This is a genomic window from Microcoleus sp. N3A4, assembly GCF_036701805.1.
In the GTDB taxonomy this organism is placed as follows: Bacteria; Cyanobacteriota; Cyanobacteriia; order Cyanobacteriales; family Microcoleaceae; genus Microcoleus.
In genome coordinates this window covers 77,580-96,929 of record NZ_JAUBRJ010000018.1, presented here as the reverse complement: position 1 = coordinate 96,929, position 19,350 = coordinate 77,580, and the positions used below count along the sequence as shown (strand labels likewise).

Annotated in this window: 10 protein-coding genes and 1 pseudogene; 9 read left to right on the top strand and 2 right to left on the bottom strand. The window is 47.9% G+C overall.

Features of this window, described 5'->3' with window-relative positions:
• Positions 1–253: 253 nt before the first annotated feature.
• The 9 genes from QUA56_RS13245 to QUA56_RS13205 all read left to right on the top strand — a co-directional run bounded on the left by QUA56_RS13245 (position 254) and on the right by QUA56_RS13205 (position 17,170).
• Positions 254–604, top strand: coding sequence for a hypothetical protein (locus tag QUA56_RS13245; RefSeq protein ID WP_333358184.1), 351 nt, complete (start codon positions 254–256; stop codon positions 602–604).
• Positions 605–958: 354 nt separating this feature from the next.
• On the top strand, positions 959–1,396 hold the full coding sequence (locus tag QUA56_RS13240; RefSeq protein ID WP_333358181.1) for a DUF3574 domain-containing protein: 438 nt from the start codon (positions 959–961) through the stop codon (positions 1,394–1,396).
• A 97-nt stretch (positions 1,397–1,493) separates the two neighbouring features.
• Positions 1,494–1,799 (top strand): hypothetical protein, encoded by a 306-nt coding sequence (locus QUA56_RS13235; RefSeq protein ID WP_333358179.1) that lies wholly within the window; start codon positions 1,494–1,496, stop codon positions 1,797–1,799.
• Between the two features lie 280 nt (positions 1,800–2,079).
• A complete protein-coding gene (locus QUA56_RS13230) occupies positions 2,080–2,592 on the top strand; it encodes a hypothetical protein (RefSeq protein ID WP_333358177.1) in 513 nt (170 codons plus the stop codon).
• A 331-nt stretch (positions 2,593–2,923) separates the two neighbouring features.
• Complete coding sequence (locus tag QUA56_RS13225) at positions 2,924–4,930, top strand: ABC transporter ATP-binding protein (protein ID WP_333358174.1); 2,007 nt, start codon at positions 2,924–2,926, stop codon at positions 4,928–4,930.
• Between the two features lie 761 nt (positions 4,931–5,691).
• Entirely contained in the window at positions 5,692–10,647 is a 4,956-nt protein-coding gene (locus tag QUA56_RS13220; protein WP_333358171.1) for a PAS domain S-box protein, read from the top strand.
• Between the two features lie 336 nt (positions 10,648–10,983).
• On the top strand, positions 10,984–12,303 hold the full coding sequence (locus tag QUA56_RS13215) for a cytochrome P450 (protein WP_333358169.1): 1,320 nt from the start codon (positions 10,984–10,986) through the stop codon (positions 12,301–12,303).
• A gap of 393 nt (positions 12,304–12,696) precedes the next feature.
• Positions 12,697–12,954, top strand: coding sequence for a helix-turn-helix transcriptional regulator (locus QUA56_RS13210; protein WP_333358167.1), 258 nt, complete (start codon positions 12,697–12,699; stop codon positions 12,952–12,954).
• Complete coding sequence (locus tag QUA56_RS13205; RefSeq protein ID WP_333358164.1) at positions 12,944–17,170, top strand: PAS domain S-box protein; 4,227 nt, start codon at positions 12,944–12,946, stop codon at positions 17,168–17,170. The genes QUA56_RS13210 and QUA56_RS13205 overlap by 11 nt, the downstream gene beginning before the upstream one ends.
• On the opposite strand, the pseudogene QUA56_RS13200 reads toward QUA56_RS13205, so the two are convergent.
• Both QUA56_RS13200 and QUA56_RS13195 read right to left on the bottom strand, forming a co-directional pair.
• Positions 17,151–18,442 (bottom strand): annotated as a pseudogene (locus QUA56_RS13200) (RNA-guided endonuclease InsQ/TnpB family protein). The gene QUA56_RS13205 and the pseudogene QUA56_RS13200 overlap by 20 nt on opposite strands.
• Before the next feature lie 144 nt (positions 18,443–18,586).
• The gene (locus QUA56_RS13195) at positions 18,587–19,180 is read right to left on the bottom strand and encodes a chorismate lyase (RefSeq protein WP_333358161.1); all 594 of its coding nucleotides are present in this window, start codon (positions 19,178–19,180) and stop codon (positions 18,587–18,589) included.
• Between the last annotated feature and the right edge of the window lie 170 nt (positions 19,181–19,350).

Here is a 19,350-nt window from a genome sequence, read left to right as displayed (position 1 = left end):
TATGACTTTAGTTAGAGGTCTAACTATTTTGCTGCTGTTAACGTGATATTCATGTGTGAAAAAGCTAATTGGCTCACACATAGGTGGCGTATTTACCATAATTTATCGCTAACCTATAACTCTATTTATGTGGTTAATGGCAAGGTGAAGCTAAGTTGGCTTTCTCTGGCGTTAGCTGCTCAGTTTGGAGCGAGTCAATTAGATGAAAAAATGTTGAACTTTATCACCAATCAACTTAGGGAGTATTACCGAGATGAATTTGATTTCTACTGCGATCGCTCGCATCAGTTCCCTGCTTAAGGGCTTTCAAGTGAAGAGTTTTTTGAGTGTTGTCCTAGTCGGTTTTATGCTGCTGACGGCAAATGTTGATTCGGGACACAGTAACAAGGCTTTCGGCACTCCAGGAGGATCAAAAGCGGATCTAAACAATCCTGAAAGACCCCAAACAACCCGGGAATGGAGGCAAGAAGCTCGCGAAACGTCAGACTCTCCGGGCGAACGAGCTCAGAAGATTGGACAAGAAGCAGGAGCAGCCGTGAAAGAATTCGGGGAGATGTACCAAGACACGGCTAAGAGAAGTATCCGCGAATTAAAGGATAAGTAGGGCAGACGCAAGCAATTAGGCGAGCATAAATAAACTAGGACTGACATTCAAAAACCCGGTTTCTCTTGTGAAACTGGGTTTTTGAGTGGGCAGCGTTTTATGTTAAATTATATCAAATTTGGGTGACAAACCCCGTTTATACAGGATATTCCAGGTTCATGAAGTACACTATAAAGCTATATTGTGCGGTACGTGTTATGTAGGGTGCGTCGCTGCGGAGCAGGTTCAATGGAACTTGCAGATTGACCCGTGGCGACGCACCTTACTTACGACTCTTATTGTGTGTACCGCATATACATGGAATATGCTGTAAGACTCGGCGGTTGAAACCGCTCAAGACTCAAACGAAGTCCGATGAATAAACATCTTAACAGTCTTTGCCTGACAGGTATGCTATTCGTTCTGCCTGTTTGTCCGGCGACAATTGCCCGCGCTCAACTTCCCCAAAGTGCAGATACTAACGTCAACCAAACAAATCTCCTCAAAGATGAACTGTATTTTGGCTTAACTAAACCGGGAGGCGAGACAGTTTCTGAATCAGAATGGCAGGAGTTTGTCAAGGCAGTTATTACCCCTCGTTTTCGGGAAGGGCTAACGGTATTAGACGGATCGGGGCAGTTTCTCAACAGCTCTGGAATGTTGATTCGAGAAAACTCTAAAATAGTTATTTTGATTTATGACAGTAGCCCGGACAAAAATCGAGCTATTAATGAAATTATCGAAACTTACAAGCGCACTTTCCAGCAGGAGTCAGTGTTGCGGGCAACCAGCGAAGTTAAGGTTTCTTTCTGATGCGGTCATCCAATCAGCATATTTATGATATTATTCGTGGTAATCAAGGTCATACCCTCAAAGATAAGTAGGGTGCGGGTGCAATAAAAATTATAATTTGTGGGTATCGTTTGTGGGTATCGATCGCACACAGCAACAAGTCGCTAGAAAAACCAGCCCCGGAGAAAACAAAAACATGACGAACGACAGCAACCAAAAAGCTGAACCGCCGAAAAGCGATAATTCAAAAAATTTGTCCGGCATGGCGAAAGCTTTTATTGTGAGCGTGGCTTGGTCTTACGCAGAGGCATTGCAGCGAACGAAACGCTCGCAAAATCAACAGGAACCGAAGCCGGAATCTTTACCAGAATCTCAAACAGAATCTCAGACAGAAAAAGTCGATCGCACTTTTGAAAGCAATTAATCACAGAGGCTGTTTTGCGTTGAGAATAATCAACGCAAAACAGTCTCAGCGATTGCTTTCCGAAAAAAAGCGATTGCTGAGGCTACAGCAGACAACGCCACAAAATCGGTAGCGAGCAGATTTGGGGCGATCGACTTTTTCGGCAGATCCCCCAAATTAAAGCGGTTGGTATTCAATTTGACTAAATGTATTTCCGTGTCCAAAAGAGATTAAAACTAAACAATTTACGTTTTTACCGCTACAGTATACAAAACAAATAACTAATTTTGACATCGGTCTCATGTCTAATTCAAAAATGATTGGCAAAGCGATCGCAGGTGGCATTTGCTTCGGCATCCTCGCCAGCTTCAACGCCTCACAGGGCCCCGCATCCGCAGCAGCACCAACAATTGCCCAAGAAACAGCAGCCCCGGCCGCCAGCAACATCGACCAGCAACTCCTAGGTCAATGGCAAGGCACAGTCCCCTCCGGTCAGTCTTTCACCTTCGTCTTTGCCCCAGAAGGCAAATTGTTTCTCATGGCTAAAGGCCCCGACGGAGCCGCCCGCGCCAAAGAAATGAGGTACAAAGTTAATCTCGGTGAAAAACCGATGCACCTTGATGTCGGCCTCAGCAGCACAGAAACAGTTCAGACTGTTTTTGAATTGACTCCCGAAGGTCAAATGCGGCTTCAGTTGCAAGGCACCCAACCCGGACAGGCGAGACCTGATTCCTTAAACGAGCAGGCAACGGTGTTTAAAAAGGTCTCCGAGGCCACTGCACTGCCTCCTGACACTCAAGTCATCGGTTTTTGAGGAAAATTCTATCATGGACGGTTGCATCGGAATAATATATTTGTGATGATATAGCGCGCTCGCGTCGTCCATAGCGAACGATCTATGTCGCGAGCGAGACGCTCGCACTACATAATTCCGATGCTGCCGGATTTGATATTACTCGCAGGCAGAAGGCACTCCAGTAGTTCTGAGTTTTGAGTTTAAAGTTAAAGAATTTAAACTTTAAAATTCAAAACCCCGAAGCGTTGCGAGGAACGAAGCAATCTTAAAACTTTCCTCGTGCCTTCTGCCTTTAACAGGCCCTGCTACAATCCACTTAATCTCCCTTTAATTTTTGCCATAGACTTCCATGAGTGAAACCGTCCTAGAAGTTCGCAACCTGCGGGTTGAATTTCAATCTGCGGACGCAGGCGATGCGTCTGCAACAGTCAAAGCTGTTGACGGCATTTCGTTTGAGGTCAAGCGAGGGCAAACTCTGGGAATCGTGGGAGAGTCGGGGTCGGGAAAATCGGTAACATCCCTGGCTGTTATGGGTTTGCTGTCGAGTTCGTCAACGAAAATCGAGGGCGAAATTTGGTTTTCTCCGACAAAAGACGGCGCTAGCAATGGGCCTGTGAATCTGCTGAAAATGCCGGACAGGGAAAAACAAACATACCGGGGCAGCCAGATTGCGACGATTTTTCAAGAGCCGATGAGTTCGCTCAATCCCGTTTATACGATCGGATTTCAACTCACAGAAGCCATTTGTTTGCACCAAAAGGTGTCGCAGACAGAAGCGCGGCGCAAAGCTGCTTCTCTGCTGCAAGAGGTGAAGCTGCTACCGGGCGACGACGAGCTCAGGCAGCGGTGTTTGGCTTTGCAGCAAGAAGCTGTTCGGGAGGACGATCGCGATTTGATGGAGCTCGTCAACGGTCAAAAACAAGCTATGCTCGATCGCTACCCCCACGAACTCTCCGGCGGTCAAATCCAGCGCGTGATGATTGCAATGGCCATTTCTTGCAATCCAACTTTATTAATTGCTGACGAACCGACCACGGCTTTGGACGTAACCGTGCAGGCAACAATCTTAGCTTTGCTGCGCGAGTTGCGGGACTCTAGAGGCATGGCAATGATTTTTATTACCCACGATTTGGGCGTCATTGCTGAAATTGGCGATACGGTGGCGGTGATGTACCGAGGCAAGATTGTTGAGTGCGGTGCGATCGAACAAATTTTCAGCAATCCCCAACATCCTTACACAAAAGGTCTGTTAGCTTGCCGCCCAACTCTCGATCGGCAACTGCGCCGCTTGCCGACAGTTTCCGATTTTATGGATGTCACCACAAATGCTAGCGGCGAATTAGTAATTGTCGAGAAAAATGCCGATATTGACGGCGACAGCAGCGGGGGAAATCCCGCTTTTGCAAATGGAAAACCGCCTCGGCTGCCGAATATTTCCGAGCCTTTGCTGGCTGTTAATAACTTGCGAGTCGGTTTTCCGGTGCAGGGAATGTTTGGCGAAACTAAACGCTTGTTTATGGCGGTAAACGATATTTCTTTTGAAGTTTACCCAGGCGAAACTTTGGGTTTGGTGGGCGAGTCTGGCTGCGGCAAGTCAACTTTGGCGAGAGCTTTGCTGCAATTAATTCCGATCGCCAGCGGTAAAGTATTTTTTGAAGGTCAAGAAATTACGCCTCCTGCCAGAAGTAGTTCGGCATCGCAGTGGATGGCTAATTACCGGATGAAAAAAGAGTACGATCGCAAATTGCGGTGGCTGCGGCGCGACCTGCAAATTATTTTTCAAGACCCTTTTAGTTCTCTCGATCCGCGCCTGAATATTGGGGCGGCGGTGATGGAACCGATGGTGATTCACCGCTTTGGTAAGAACCAGAAAGAACAGCGCGACCGCGCGGCTTATTTGTTGGATAGAGTGGGTTTGAATCCCAATTTCATGCAGCGTTACCCTCACGAGTTTTCCGGCGGACAGCGGCAGCGAATTTGTATTGCTAGAGCTTTGGCTTTGAATCCTAAGTTTATTATTTGCGATGAGTCGGTTTCGGCATTAGATGTGTCGGTGCAGGCGCAAGTTTTAAATTTGCTGAAGGAGTTGCAAACAGAGTTTGGACTGACTTATATTTTTATTTCTCACGATTTGAGCGTGGTCAAGTTTATGAGCGATCGCGCGATCGTCATGAACAAAGGTAAAATTGAGGAAATTGGCACTGCCGAGCGCATTTACCGCCAACCGCAGCAAGCTTATACGCGGCAACTCATAGCTGCTATTCCTGCGGGGAATTTGGAGCGAATTCGGCAACAGCAACTAGGTCGCCAAGCTGCTTGGCCCCCATCGCCTGCAGATGAATCCGAACAAAATTGATATCTAGTGTTTTAAACTCGTAAGCTGTTGAACATTTAAAACAGATTGTATGGTGCGTCAGTCCGAAGTGTTTCCCGTTTAAGCGTAAGTGTTCTAGCTGACGCACCCTACAAGCCTAGTTAGTGCTTTAAATGCACAACAGCTTATCAATTACCAATTGCCCGTTACCAATTACTAATTAGCCATTACGCGCGAACATCTCGTGCAAGGAAAAACTGCTACGAAGATTTTTTTTCTTTTATCTTCACAAATTAGCAGTCGATCTTTATTTTAACTTCATAATTTATGCTCAAATTCAACCTGTTTGAACTTGACTAATATTCCGGGCTGTTTAACCCACAGCCAGGGAGCTCCACGCAGTATTTTCGTACATCAAACGCGGTCATTCCTGGACGCAAAAAGTGGTATAACACGCTACTCTAACGCGGTAAGCAGCTTCATGTGCAGCGTACATAATTAGGTTCTGCGTCCAGGACTACCGTAAATTAGGCTAAATGTCCAATGACTAACAACAATATGTAGCGTAGTATTATAGATAAACTCTCTCTATGAGTCGGAAAAAGTATAAAATGCCCACCCTAGCTAAAAAAAGATCGATCCCTAATTCCGTAAATACACTTAATTCTCTGGTCTGGTTGCGTAAATTTACGCAAATTTTAAAAGGCTAGATTTCGCAAGCTAGGAAAGTTTTACAATATTTAAACATCTTTATTCTTGTAATTTTGGCTCATCACAAGTAAAACGGGATCAAGAGTAAAAAAATGAAATCTTCTGTTCGTATCGAAGAATCAAAAAGCAGTAAATTCTCGAACTTAGTGCAACTGTTGTTGATAAAAATTACGGCAGCAGCCACCAAAATAGAAAAGGCAGAATGCAGCAAGCAGGATGAAAAAACAATCAGCCTAGCGACGATCGCCCCAGGCACTTTATTCTCAGTTTTGATAATTGTACTGCTTGTGTTAAACGGGTGGCTCGTAGCTGGCAGCCGCGATAATTTGTACGGTGGCCAACTCGCCCTGGGATTTTTGGGAATAGCAAATATTGTCTTTTTGGCGGTATCGGCGCGCTCAAACGCCTCTGCTGCCGCAGCCCAAAACGATCGCCCATCCAGCCAACCCAACGGGTGCGATCGCTTTTTTAGCCTCTCGCCAGATTTGCTGTGCGTCATTGGTTTTGACGGTTATTTCAAACGCATCAACCCAGCAGCAGAAAAAATCCTCGGCTATTCCCCAGCAGAAATGATTGGCAAACTGTTCGTTGAATTCGTGCATCCAGACGATCGCGAAGCTACTCTAAAACAAGCTGAAAGTATTGCTGCGGGGAATAATAACGTTGGGTTTGAAAATCGCTGGCAGTGTCGAAACGGGTCTTACAAATGGGTAGCCTGGACTGCGATCCCTTTCTGCGAGGAAGAATTGATGTACGCTATCGGCCGCGACATTACCGATCGCCAAAGCGCCCAAGAGTCACTCCAGCACAGCAATTCTATCTTGTATTCCGTGATTGAAAGCACGCCGGATATCATTTGTGTCAAGGATATTCAAGGCCGCTACACGATCGCTAATTCTGCGCTAGCTCAATTTTTTGAAAAACCGATCGAGGCAATTCTAGGCACAGACGATGCAGGATTATTTCCCGCTGAAAGGGCCAGCCAAATTATCGAAATCGACAGCAGAGTGACGGCAGGAGAATATTTGACTTATGAAGAATATCTACCAAAAAACGGGGCTGTGCGAACGTTTCTAACCGCAAAATACCCTTGGCGCGACTCTCAGGAAAATATTATCGGCGTAGTTGCCATATCTCGCGACATCAGCGATCGCATACGCGCCGAAAAAGCCCTGCAAGAAAGCGAGGAACGCTACCGCTGCTTAATTGAAGCCACATCCCAAATTGTTTGGGATACTAAAGCCGCAGGCGAATTTGTCACCGAACAAACAGGCTGGAGTGCATTTACAGGACAGACTTACGGCGAACTTAAAGGATGGGGGTGGCTGAATGCTATCCATCCAGACGACAGACAACATACTGCAAAGATTTGGTCTGATGCAGTTGCCAACTGCACTTTATACGAAGTAGAACACCGCTTGCGGAGGCACGACGGCGAGTACAGGTACATGAGCGCGCGCGGTGTGCCCGTATTGAACGCAGACGGCAGCGTTCGCCAGTGGGTGGGAGCGCACTTCGATATTACCGATCGCAAAATAACAGAAGAACAAATACAGCAGCAAAAAGAATTTTTACGCAGCATTTACGACGGCGTAGACTACAGCATTTTTGTAATAGATGCCTGCGAAGACGGAGAATTTCGCTACGCCGGCTGGAACCCAGCAACAGATTTACTCGGCGGCATCAGCAGCGAATTCGGGTACGGCAAAACTCCACAAGAGCTTTTCCCAGAAGCTACAGCAGCAATGTTGCGACAGAATTTGATCGACTGTTTGGAAAAAGGCAGCTCGATTTCCCGCGAATATTCTGCTACTTTTGAGGCTAGACAAATCTGGTCGATCCTAACTCTGACTCCGCTGCAGGACGCATCGGGCAAAATTTATCGCGTTGTCGGCAGTTCCACCGACATTACAGAACGCAAAAAAGCCGAAACACAATCGCGCGAACAAGAAGAATTTTTAAACAGCATCTATAACGGCTCCAGTCAAGCTCTTTTCGTGGTCGATGTCGGCGCCGACGGAGAGTTTCGCTATGCAGGCTGGAATACAGCCACAGAAGCCTCTACAGGTCTTTTGAGCGCCGATGTCAAAGGCAAAACCCCAGAAGAGGTTTTTCCCCCGCCAGCAGCAGCAGATTTTCGGCAAAGATGCGTCGATTGTTTGGCAGCCGGCAGCTCGATTTCTTATGAAGACAGCGCCGAGTTGGAAGGCGCACAACATTGGTTTATGGTAACTCTGACGGCGCTGCGCGATGCCTCTGGCAGAATCTACCGCCTGATTGGCAATTCGATCGACATTACCGATCGAAAACTTGCAGAAGCAGCGCTGCAAGCCAGCCAGCGTTTTGTTGAGCGAATTGCCAATACCAGTCCGAATCTTCTCTATGTTTACGACGAAACCGAGCAGCGAAATGTCTACAGCAACCGCGAAATCACTGACACCCTCGGCTATACCGCCCAAGAAGTTCAAAAAATGGGCAGCAGTCTGTTACCTACCATTATCCACCCTGATGATTTAGCTAAATTTCCCGAATATTGGCAGCAATTACAAAATGCTCCCGACGGTGAGGTTATTGAGTACGAATATCGGGCGCGCAACAAAAATGGCTGTTGGCACTGGTTGATCAGCCGGAATGTTGTATTTAGCAGAACAAAGGATGGGAAAATTCAGCAGCGCCTCGGTGCTGCTACGGACATTACAGAGCGCAAAATAGCAGAACAAGCTTTAGCAGAACAATTGAAACTTTCTTTATTCACAGCAGATGTGGGAATTGTTCTAACTCAAAACCAGACTTTGCTTGCAACTTTGCAATATTGCACCGATGCAGTTGTGCGCCATTTGGATGCTGCGTTTGCTCGGATTTGGACGCTGAATCAAGAGGAAAACGTATTGGAGCTGCAAGCAAGCGCGGGGATATATACTCGCATTGACGGCGCTCACAGCCGCATTGCTGTCGGTGAGTTCAAGATAGGTTTAATCGCCCTGGAGCGAAAACCTCACATCACTAATTCTGTGCAAGAAGATCCCCGAGTCCACGACAAAGAATGGGCCTCACGAGAAGGAATGGTGGCTTTTGCTGGATATCCGCTAATTGTTGACAATCAGTTGCTGGGAGTAATCGCGATGTTTGCTCGCCAGGAGTTCAAGGAATCAACGCTGGTTGCTTGGGCGTTAACTGCCGATTCGATCGCCCTGGGAATTAAGCGCAAACAAACAGAAGTTGCTCTCGCCACACAAAAGCAAACGTTGAGGAGCATTATTGACAACGCTCCCATCTGGGTATGGATGGCAAATGCTAGCGGGCGGATGTTATTAGTTAACAAAACTTTCTGCGAAGCTGTGGCTATTCCCGAATCAAGATTTTTAGCAGCATCTCACTATTCCGAAGCTTTGGGATTAGAAGCATCTGTTAACTGTATGGAATCTGACACGCAAGCGTGGAGCCAAGATATTCCCTGTTATGCTGAAGAAGTGCTGCAGCTTGTTGACGGTGAATATCACCAGTTGGAGATAATTAAAACTCAGGTCAAAGATGATTGCGGTAACGCGATCGGCTTGATAGGTTTGGGTTTGGACGTGACGAAACAAAGAGAAGCTCAAAGACAGTTGCAAGAGTCGGAAGCGAGATTCCGCAAATTAGCCGAGCAGGAAGTGCTGCTGAATCAACTAGCGAGCAATATCCGCAAATCTCTGGATTTAGATACTATTTTAGCGACAACTGTGCAGCAGATTCGCGAGTTGCTGCAACTCGATCGCTGTCAGTTTATTTGGTATTGGCCAGACGCCTCGCCACCTGTTTGGGCAGTGCAATACGAGGCAAAAAATGCCGGTTTGCCTTCGCTTTTGGGTTTAGTTCCTGCTGGTGTGACTGGTTCTCACGTCGAGCGGATTGCCAATTTGGAAATAATTCGGGTCGATGATTGCGAGACAGTCACCGATCCAGCAGAGCGCGAATTTCTTAGGTATGTAGGATTCAATTCTCTGCTGGACATTCCCCTTCAAACATCTGCTGGTAAAATTGGGGTAATTTGCTGTAGCGCTTCTAGCAGCGTGCGGTGTTGGAGCGATACAGAAGTGGAATTGTTAGTAGCAGTAGGGAATCAATTGGCGATCGCCATTAATCAAGCCGAACTTTACACTCAAAGCGTCGATTCAGCTCGGATAGCGCAAGAACAAGCAGCTAAACTCGAAGTAACTCTGTGCGAACTCCAGACAGCTCAAACTCAACTCGTGCAGGCAGAAAAAATGTCGAGTCTCGGCCAGATGGTAGCAGGAATTGCCCACGAAATCAATAACCCGGTCAGCTTTATTTTCGGCAATCTTACCTACACAGAAGAATACACCGGAAACCTGATGAAACTGCTGCAAATGTATCGAGATGAATACCCGGAACCTTCTCCAGCTCTTCAGGAAGAAATAGAGGTGTTAGAGCTGGATTTCTTGTTAGACGACTTGCCGAAAATGCTGTCTTCTATGCAGGTGGGAGCCACTCGGATTCGGGATATCGTGCGGAGTTTGCGGAATTTCTCTCGCCTCGATGAATCCGACATGAAAAATGTTAACATTCACGAAGGAATCGACAGCACATTGATGATTTTAGAACACCGTCTGAAAGTTCAGCCCGTTAGCGTAGCGGGTACGGAGTACCATCGCCCCGCAATTCAACTCGTTAAAGAATACGGACAATTGCCGCTGGTGGAGTGCTACGCCGGACTGTTGAATCAGGTGTTTATGAATATTATCGCTAACGCTATTGACGTTTTACAAGAACCGCTCGAAAATCCGGGAATTATCCGCATTCGTACAGAGGTAGAAGGTACTTTCGCTGTGATTAAAATTGCTGATAACGGTGCAGGTATCACCGATGGAGTCCAGCAGCGGATATTTGACCCCTTCTATACTACAAAACCGATCGGTTCGGGGACGGGGATGGGTTTAGCGATTTCCCATTCAATTATTGTCGAAAAACATAAAGGTGAAATCAAGTGTTTCTCCGTAGTGGGGAAAGGCTCTGAATTTACGATCAAGATTCCAATTGTTAGTCATTAGTTATTTGTTATTAGTTATTAGTTGTTGGTTATTAGTTGTTGGTTATTAGTTGTTGGTTATTTGTTGTTTGTTGTTTGTTGTTTGTTGTTTGTTGTTTGTTGTTTGTTGTTTGTTGTTTGTTGTTTGTTGTTTGTTGTTTGTTATTAGTTATTAGTTGTTTGTTATTGGCGATCGTAGCATTTCTCAGTTGAGTGAAGTACAGATGTCCGGTAGGGACACGGCACTGCCGTGTCCGTACAGATGTCCGGTAGGGACACGACAGTGCCGTGTCCGTACAGCAAAGTTGGTTATAATAGCCAATAACCAATTCCTCAAACCCAAAACCTAAAATCTAAAATGGCATTACCTCCCGGCAGTTTCGGTTTGCCGCTAATTGGCGATACCCTCAACTTTTTGCAAGATTCCCAATTCGCCAAAAAACGCCACCAGCAGTACGGAAATATTTTCAAAACCAGCATTTTCGGACAGCCTACAGTTTTTATGTGCGGCCCGGAGGCGAATTTATTTGTTTTAAGCAATGAAAACCAGTATTTTGTTGTTGATTTTCCTCCGAGCGCGAAAGCGCTTTTAGGGCCGCTTTCCTTGGCGTTGCAAACGGGTGCTGACCACCAAAATCGGCGCAAGTTGCTGTACCAAGCATTTCAACCGCGAGCGCTGGCTGGCTACATCGACGCGATGGAAAATATCACTCGGCGCTATTTGGAAAAATGGGAAGAAATGGAAACCCTGACTTGGTATCCCGAACTGAGAAATTATACTTTTGATGTTGCGGGTAAGTTGTTGGTTGGGATTGATTGTGGTTCGGCAACTGCGCTTGGCAATTATTTTGAAAATTGGTCTAAGGGTTTATTTTCTATTCCTTTAAATTTGCCTTGGAGCCAGTTTGGCAAAGCTAAAAAGAGCAGAAATTTACTGTTGCCAGAACTGGAAAATATTATTCGCGATCGCCAACAGGGAACGCCTCGCGGCAATGATGCTTTGAGTTTGCTGATTGCGGCTCGCGATGACGAGGGAAATAGTTTGAGTGCCCAGGAGTTAAAAGATCAAGTGCTGCTGCTGTTGTTTGCGGGGCACGAAACTCTAACTTCGGCGATCGCCTCTTTGTGTCTTCTCCTAGCTCAACATCCCGATGTGATGGCAAAAGTGCGAGCCGAACAGCAGCAGTTCCCCGCTACGCAACCCCTAACATTGGAACAACTCAAACAAATGACCTATTTAGAACAGGTGCTGCGAGAAGTGCTGCGTTTAGTTCCACCGGTGGGAGGTGTTTTTCGGACAGTAATTAATGCTTGTGAGTTCGGCGGCTATGAAATTCCTAAAGGTTGGAGCGTGCTTTCTGAAATTAATCTGACGCATCAGGATAGCGCAGTTTACCCCGAACCAGATCGATTCGACCCCGATCGATTTAACTCCGATCGATCGGCTAAACCTTTCAGCTACGTGCCCTTTGGTGGAGGTTTGCGAGAATGTTTGGGCAAAGAATTTGCCCGATTAGAAATGAAGTTGTTTGCAGCGAGGATGATTCGGGAGTACGAGTGGGAACTGTTACCGGATCAAGATTTGAGTTCGATCGCAGTACCGATTCCTCATCCTCGCGACGGTTTGCAAGTGAAATTTCGGCGACTAAAAATTGCCAGTTTAGGACTTAAGCAATAACTTTAGTTCTAGGGTGTGCAATTCGCACCTTACCTATGGGATAATTTGAATGGATGGTGAGATGTATAGCCTTTCTCAGAAAGATGAGGTACTATCCGGCATAGGGCATAGGGCATAGGGCATAGGGCATAGGGCATAGGGCATACCTCACCACGCTTGAGAACCGCTGTAGGTGACTCCTGCTATCAATAAGTAAAGTTTCATATCTAAACTTTTGTGCCTTCCGATGGACGAGTTCTGTACCGCGTGGTATAGCTAAATATAGCCTTTCTCAAAAAGATCAGGTATGACTGACAGCTTACATAACCACCCAAACTAAGAGGGCTGAAGCCCAACAACGTACCTCATCTTTCGCTCGAACCGCTATAAGTAGGAAATTATAATTTCTGCTGTATGTCTGTAATCGAACAGTTAGAGCTTGCAGAGTTGGTTCGCCAGACATGGCAGCGCCTTGAACTCTCTCAAGTCAAATTTGCAAAAAAGCTAGGGGTTTGCTTTCAAAGTGTTAATCGTTGGGAAAACGGGCGGACTGAGCCCTTACCGGTCGCTTTGAAGCAGATCGATCGCTTGCTGCATCAGATGGGCGATCGCGCCAAGATTAGATTAGCCAAATATTTTTCAGCGCGAGGACTGAGAATTTATGACTTCTAGCTTCCACAGTCACTCTGTCCCTTCAGAGAATGGTTTACCTCAAAACAGCCAAAAGGTAATTACTGAAGCAGATGTCCTGATTACAGCAGCACTGGCCGATCGTCCAGCAAGAATGCCGGACTTAGCGGCTGAAAACCAAGCGCTTCATATTCTCGCTCAACAACTGACCGACGAGCCGCAGTCCATGCTCAAAACCCTGGTTCAGATTGCCAGGGATCTCTGTCGTTGCGACACTGCTGGGGTCAGCTTGTTGGAAACTTTAGCAGATGGCAGCTCCGTTTTTCGCTGGGTGGCGATCGCAGGTGCATTAGCATCTTTAGAACAAACAACTACACCTGGCAACTTTAGTGCTTGTCGCACGACGATTCAGTGCGGACACCCGCTACTATACGCGCGTCCCGAACGCTATTTCACATACTTGCACGATCCACAGTTTCCCATTGTTGAGGGACTGCTGTTGCCGCTTGGCGCGAACGATCTACAGCTAGGCACAATTTGGATTGTTTCTCACAACGAGCAGCGACATTTCGATCGGGAAGACCTACGATTAATGACCAGTCTCGCAGGCTTTACTGCTGCTGCTTTGCAGAGTATTCATCAGCGTCAGACGGCTGAATTAGCCTTGCAGCGCGAGCAAGCCGCGAGGCTAGAAACAGAAGCAACCCGTCAAGCCTTGGACGAGGCGGCGGGGCGGGCAGTCAATATTCTCGAAAGCATTACCGATGCCTTTATGTCTCTGGATGGGGAGTGGCGCATTACTTACGTCAACCAAGAAGTTGCCAAATTAAATAACGTGCAACGGTCGGAGATAATTGGTAAAACGCATTGGGAAATGTGGCCTTGGTCAGTCGGCACGATCGTCGAACAGACTTATCGCCAAGTTGTGGCAGACCAAGTAGCGGCTCACTTTGAGGTTCTCTACGAACCCCTGACGATGTGGTTAGAGATTCACGCTTATCCCGCGATCGCAGGTCTCAGTATTTATTATCGTGACATAACCGATCGCAAACAATCTGAACTCGTGCTGGTCGAGCAAAAGCGACTGCTGGAGTTGACTGCATCCGGGCAGCCGCTGGAGCAATGTTTCTCAGCTTTGTGCGCCTCGATGTCTAAGCTGAATCCCCATGTCAGCGCCTGCGTCCTGCTGACCGATGCCCGACGACAAACATTTCCCCGCTTAATTGCCCCAGACTTGCCACCGTCGTTCAGTCAAGGACTCAAAGATGCGCCGATTAATGAACTTGCCATTGGGACGTGCGGCGAGGCGGTATATCGCAATCAGCCTGTCACTTGTGCAGACATTGCCCGCGACGATCGCTGGTCGCAGGAATGGCGAGACTTATGTGTGGCTCACGGCGTGCTGGCTTGTCACTCCGCACCCATCCCAGGCGTAGATCGTCTGCCACTGGGGTCTTTAATGCTTTGCTTCGGTGAGGCACGGATGCCGACCGATTGGGAATACCGACTCGCTGAGTTTGGCGCTCAAATCGCCAGCATCGTGCTAGAGCGCGATCGCTCTAGCCTTGCTGTGCGCGAATCTGAAGCAAAATACCGCACCCTCACGGAACTTTCCACGCATCACGTCTGGATGTTAGACGCGGCGGGGGAACTGGTCTTCCTGAATCAGAGCTTTTTGGATTATTTCGGCAAACCGTTCAATGAATTGCAGCGCGAAAAATGGCCGGAAAATGTGCATCATCCTGACGATCGCGATCGCATTGTCCAAGAGATTGCTAGCGCGATCGCAACAGGCAGAAATATCCGTTACGAACATCGCCTGCGGCGGCACGACAATCAGTTTCGCTGGTTTTTGAATGAAGCCACTCCCTGGCGCGATGCGAATGGTGAAATCGCACATTGGATCGGTGCTTCAGTGGATATTGACGACAGCAAACAGGCAGAAGCAGCACTGCGAGACAGTGAAGAGAAATTCCGCAACATGGCAGACAATGCTCCCTTTATGGTCTGGGTGACAGACCCTAGGGGCTACTGCCACTATCTCAGCCAAAGCTGGTACGACTTTACAGGACAAACCCCAGAAACGGGTTTAGGATTTGGCTGGTTGAACATGACCCATCCAGACGATCGCGAGTATGCCGAGCAAACGTTCGTAGCAGCGAATCAGCGCCAAGAGGCGTTCCGAGTGGAGTATCGCTTGCGCCGTAAAGACGGTGAGTATATTTGGGCGATCGATATGGCGAATCCCTGGCTTGGGCCAGAGGGTCAATTTAAAGGCTACATTGGCTCGGTGATTGACATTGACGATCGCAAACAAGGCGAGTCTGCCTTACGCCGATCGGAGGAACGCTATCGAACGCTGTTTGAGTCGATCGATGAAGGCTTTTGCGTCATTGAGATGCTGTTTGACGAGAACGACACGCCGATCGACTACCGCTTTTTGGAAATCAATCCCGTCTTCGAGGAACAAACTGGACTTCGACAAGCACTCGGTAAAACGGCGCGTCAGTTACTTCCCGATCTTGAAGACTACTGGATTAAGATTTACGGCCAAGTCGCACTGACAGGTGAATCCGTTCGTTTTGAGAGTGGTTCCGAGGTAATGAATCGTTGGTTCGACGTTTATGCCTGCCGCACCGGGCAGCCAGAGGAGCGAAAAGTTGCGATCGTGTTTAAAGATATCAGCGATCGCAAGCGCATCGAAACCGAGCGCATCGCAGCCCAGAAAGCTTTGCAGGCAAGCGAGGAGCAAAGCCGGAATATCTTAGAGAGTATTACCGACGGATTCTTCGCGCTCGACCGAGATTGGCGGTTCACCTACGTGAATCGGCAGGGAGAACGCTTGCTCGATCGCACTCCGGGCGATCTGCTTGGCAAAGTGATCTGGGAAGAATATCCAAGCGCCGTCGGCCTGGAATTCGAGCGAGCCTATCGCCAAACCGCCAGCGAGCGGGTTGCTTCTTCGTTTATCTCGTTTTATCCTGACCACAACCGCTGGTACGAAGTCCAAGCCTATCCTGCCGCAGACGGAATCACTGTCTACTTCAGAAACGTCACCGATCGCCAGCGCATCGAAGCTGAACGCGAACAAATCCTGCAACGCGAACAGAATGCACGGGAAGTCGCCGAAAATGCCAACCGCATTAAAGATGAGTTTTTGGCTGTTCTGTCCCACGAGTTGCGATCGCCGCTCAATCCCATCTTGGGCTGGTCAAGGTTGCTCCAAAACGGCAAGCTAGACGCATCAAAGACGGCACTAGGACTAGCAACGATCGAGCGCAATGCCCAATTGCAATCTAGACTGATTGAAGATTTGCTCAATGTCTCTCGGATTTTGCAAGGCAAACTCAGTCTGACTGTTAGTCCGGTCAACTTGGCATCAACGATTAGAGCCGCGATCGAGACTGTGCAGTTGGCAGCAGAAGCCAAATCCATTGGGGTAGAGGTCAGCCTCGATCCGAACATTAGCTCTGTTTCCGGCGATGCCACCCGCTTGCAGCAAGTCGTATGGAATCTGCTTTCCAATGCTGTTAAGTTTACCCCCGCAGGTGGTCGGGTTGAGGTGCGATTAGCACAAGCGGACAATCAAGCTCAAATCACCGTCCGCGACAACGGCAAGGGAATTCCTTCAGAGTTTTTGCCCTACGTCTTTGACTACTTCCGTCAAGCTGATAGTAGCACGACGCGCCAGTTTGGTGGCTTGGGATTGGGATTGGCGATCGTGCGTCATCTCGTTGAATTACATGGGGGCACGGTTAAGGCAGACAGCCCCGGTGAAGGACTAGGAGCCACTTTTACCGTTAGGTTGCCGCTGCTGCCGATTAGTCCAGCCAAAAATCAGGCGGAGCAATTCTCCCAGCCATCTCTCAATTTGCAAGGCGTTCGAGTTTTGGTGGTTGATGATGATATCGATTCGCGCGAGTTTGTGGTGTTTCTGTTGCAGCAGGCCCAGGCAAGCGTTATTTCAGCAAGCTCAGCAGAAAAAGCCTTTGCAGCGTTAAGGCAATCTAAGCCGGATATCGTCTTGAGCGACATTGGGATGCCAAATATGGATGGCTATATGTTAATGCGGCAAGTGAGAGCTTTGCCGCCAGAGCAGGGTGGGCAAATTCCGGCGATCGCCCTGACTGCCTACGCTGGAGACTTTAATCAGAAACAAGCTCTCGCTGCTGGGTTTCAACGTCATGTAGCAAAACCGATCGAACCGAATGAATTACTCAAGGCGATCGTGACATTGCTCAGGAGACAACCTCGCTGACTCCGACGGGGCGGGATGGACAAGGGCGCTTTGACAACCTCCCGTCCTGAAGGAGCGGGGATTCTTGGTTCATCGGGACTACCCATGTAGCTTGCCCTCCCCAAAATTCACTGCGATGTGCCCCACCGCTGTATAACCACGCTGCAAAACCACTTGTGCGGCTGCCACGTCTCGATTCGTTTCATACCCGCATTCAGAGCATTTATGTACCCGTTCAGACAGTTGTTTTTTGCCTGTATGAATTTGACATCTTGGGCAGGTTTGGCTAGTGCCCTTGGCATCCACCTTGGCGAAGTATGCACCTCGTTTGAAGCAAACATGGTTCAAGATGTTGAGGAACTGACCAAATCCTGCATCTAACGTGTGCTTGCTCATCATTCACTGGCTAGACATCGCTTTAAGATTCAAATCCTCAGCAAATACAGCACCAGCCTGTTCGCACAAATGATGGGCAGTCTTGAAATGGAAGTCTTTCCGACTATTCGAGATGTACTCGTGGTGCTTGGCAATTTGATGTTGCAGTTGACGAAATTTTCTAGAGCCTTTTTTCTTTCGTTTCAATTGACGTTGCAGCAATTTCAGCTTGCGCTGTCCATCCACAAAGAATCGAGGTCTATCAATCAACTCGCCATCAGAAGTTGCCAAAAAGTGTTCTAACCCTAAATCAATCCCTAATCCATGTCCTGAAGGTAATGCTTGAGGCACTTCAACATCGCATTGCAGCGCGAGCATGGCATAGTAACCAGACGCCCGTTTGACGACGCGAATTTGCTTGACCTCAAAACCTTTTGGGATTAGTCGAGATAGGTGCATTTTGACGGGGCCAATTTTAGGGAGATTAACCCAGTCCGCACCGTTAAACCGTTTGACAGATTCTAGATTTAATTGCGGGAACACAAATGAGCGCATCCGCTTTTTGAATCTAGGGAACCCGTGCCCCTGTTCCCACATCGCCACAAACCCGGCTTCTAATTGCCGCAATACTTGTTGCAAAACATGGGTGTGAGGTAGTTTCAATTCAGGAATTAACTTCTTCGCGAATGCCAGTGCTTTGCACTGACGGGCAAAGGTTGGACGAGGTGCATCGACAGGGATAATGTATTCCTGTTTGATGCTGCACGAGTTGATATCACACTTGCGAGAATTGACCCAATCCTTCCGTTCCCGCAACGCAAAGTTATAGACCTTGCGGCAGATGTTCAGCCACTGGTCGAATGTTTCGCGTTGCGCGTTGGTGGGAATGAGCTTGTACTCGTAGGTTAGATTTAACATACAACCATTCTACAGCGAGTCTGAATAAATGGTATTTGCTTGATTCAAAATCTTCGATGAGGATATCCGCCCCAAAAGTCCCCCTAGAAGGGGGAGGCTTGTATCCCATTTCTTCGGTCAATCAATGAACCTATCCCTAAAGGTTTATTGCATAGGCCCCAAATACTTAGTTAAATAAGGCGAAAAAACCTCATAAATCAGCGTCAATGGCTTACCGTGATGCCAAAACAAATAGTGTCGCCCCCAAAAAGGCCCCGACTGTTCAAAAGCTGACTCCAAAGCAGCCGAATTACCCAAATAAATGCCTTGCACGTCGCGATACAATTCCGTCCGCAGCCGCGCTAAACTCGCCCAAATTGGCAAAGATTTATTTTGCAAATATTCGTCTACATGACTCGCTTCCCACCAAGAAGTTGCATAGGCTAAACGCTGTCCAGAAGCAGTCCGCAGCCACACTTGTCGGCGCAGGCGCGGCCCCGGAACCGCGACAATTTGCTCCGGCGCGCCGTCTGCGTCTTCACCCACTAAGGACATATCGATCACATCTACTTCTGTGGGTTCCCCTGTCAGCAGTTGCAGGTGACGGGTGGGGGAACCGTCGCCCAGGAGCAGTATTTGCCACGCCGGTGCTAGCTTGGTGTGGGGTAAACCCTTCTGTACTGCGTCTTCTGCTCCTTGCCACAGGGGGTTGAGAGCGTGCCAGGTTCGGCTGTTTTTGGGTGTGAATGTTGCAGTCAATGGTCTTTACAAAACTTAAATTTTTGTTTATTATAACGCTTCTGCAATCTACAATTTAAATCTGTTTAGAAACGGGCAAGATGCCCGTTCCACAATAAAATTGAGTTTGTGTGGAACAGGCATCTTGCCTGTTGTTGAATAAAATTGAGTTTGTGTGGAACAGGCATCTT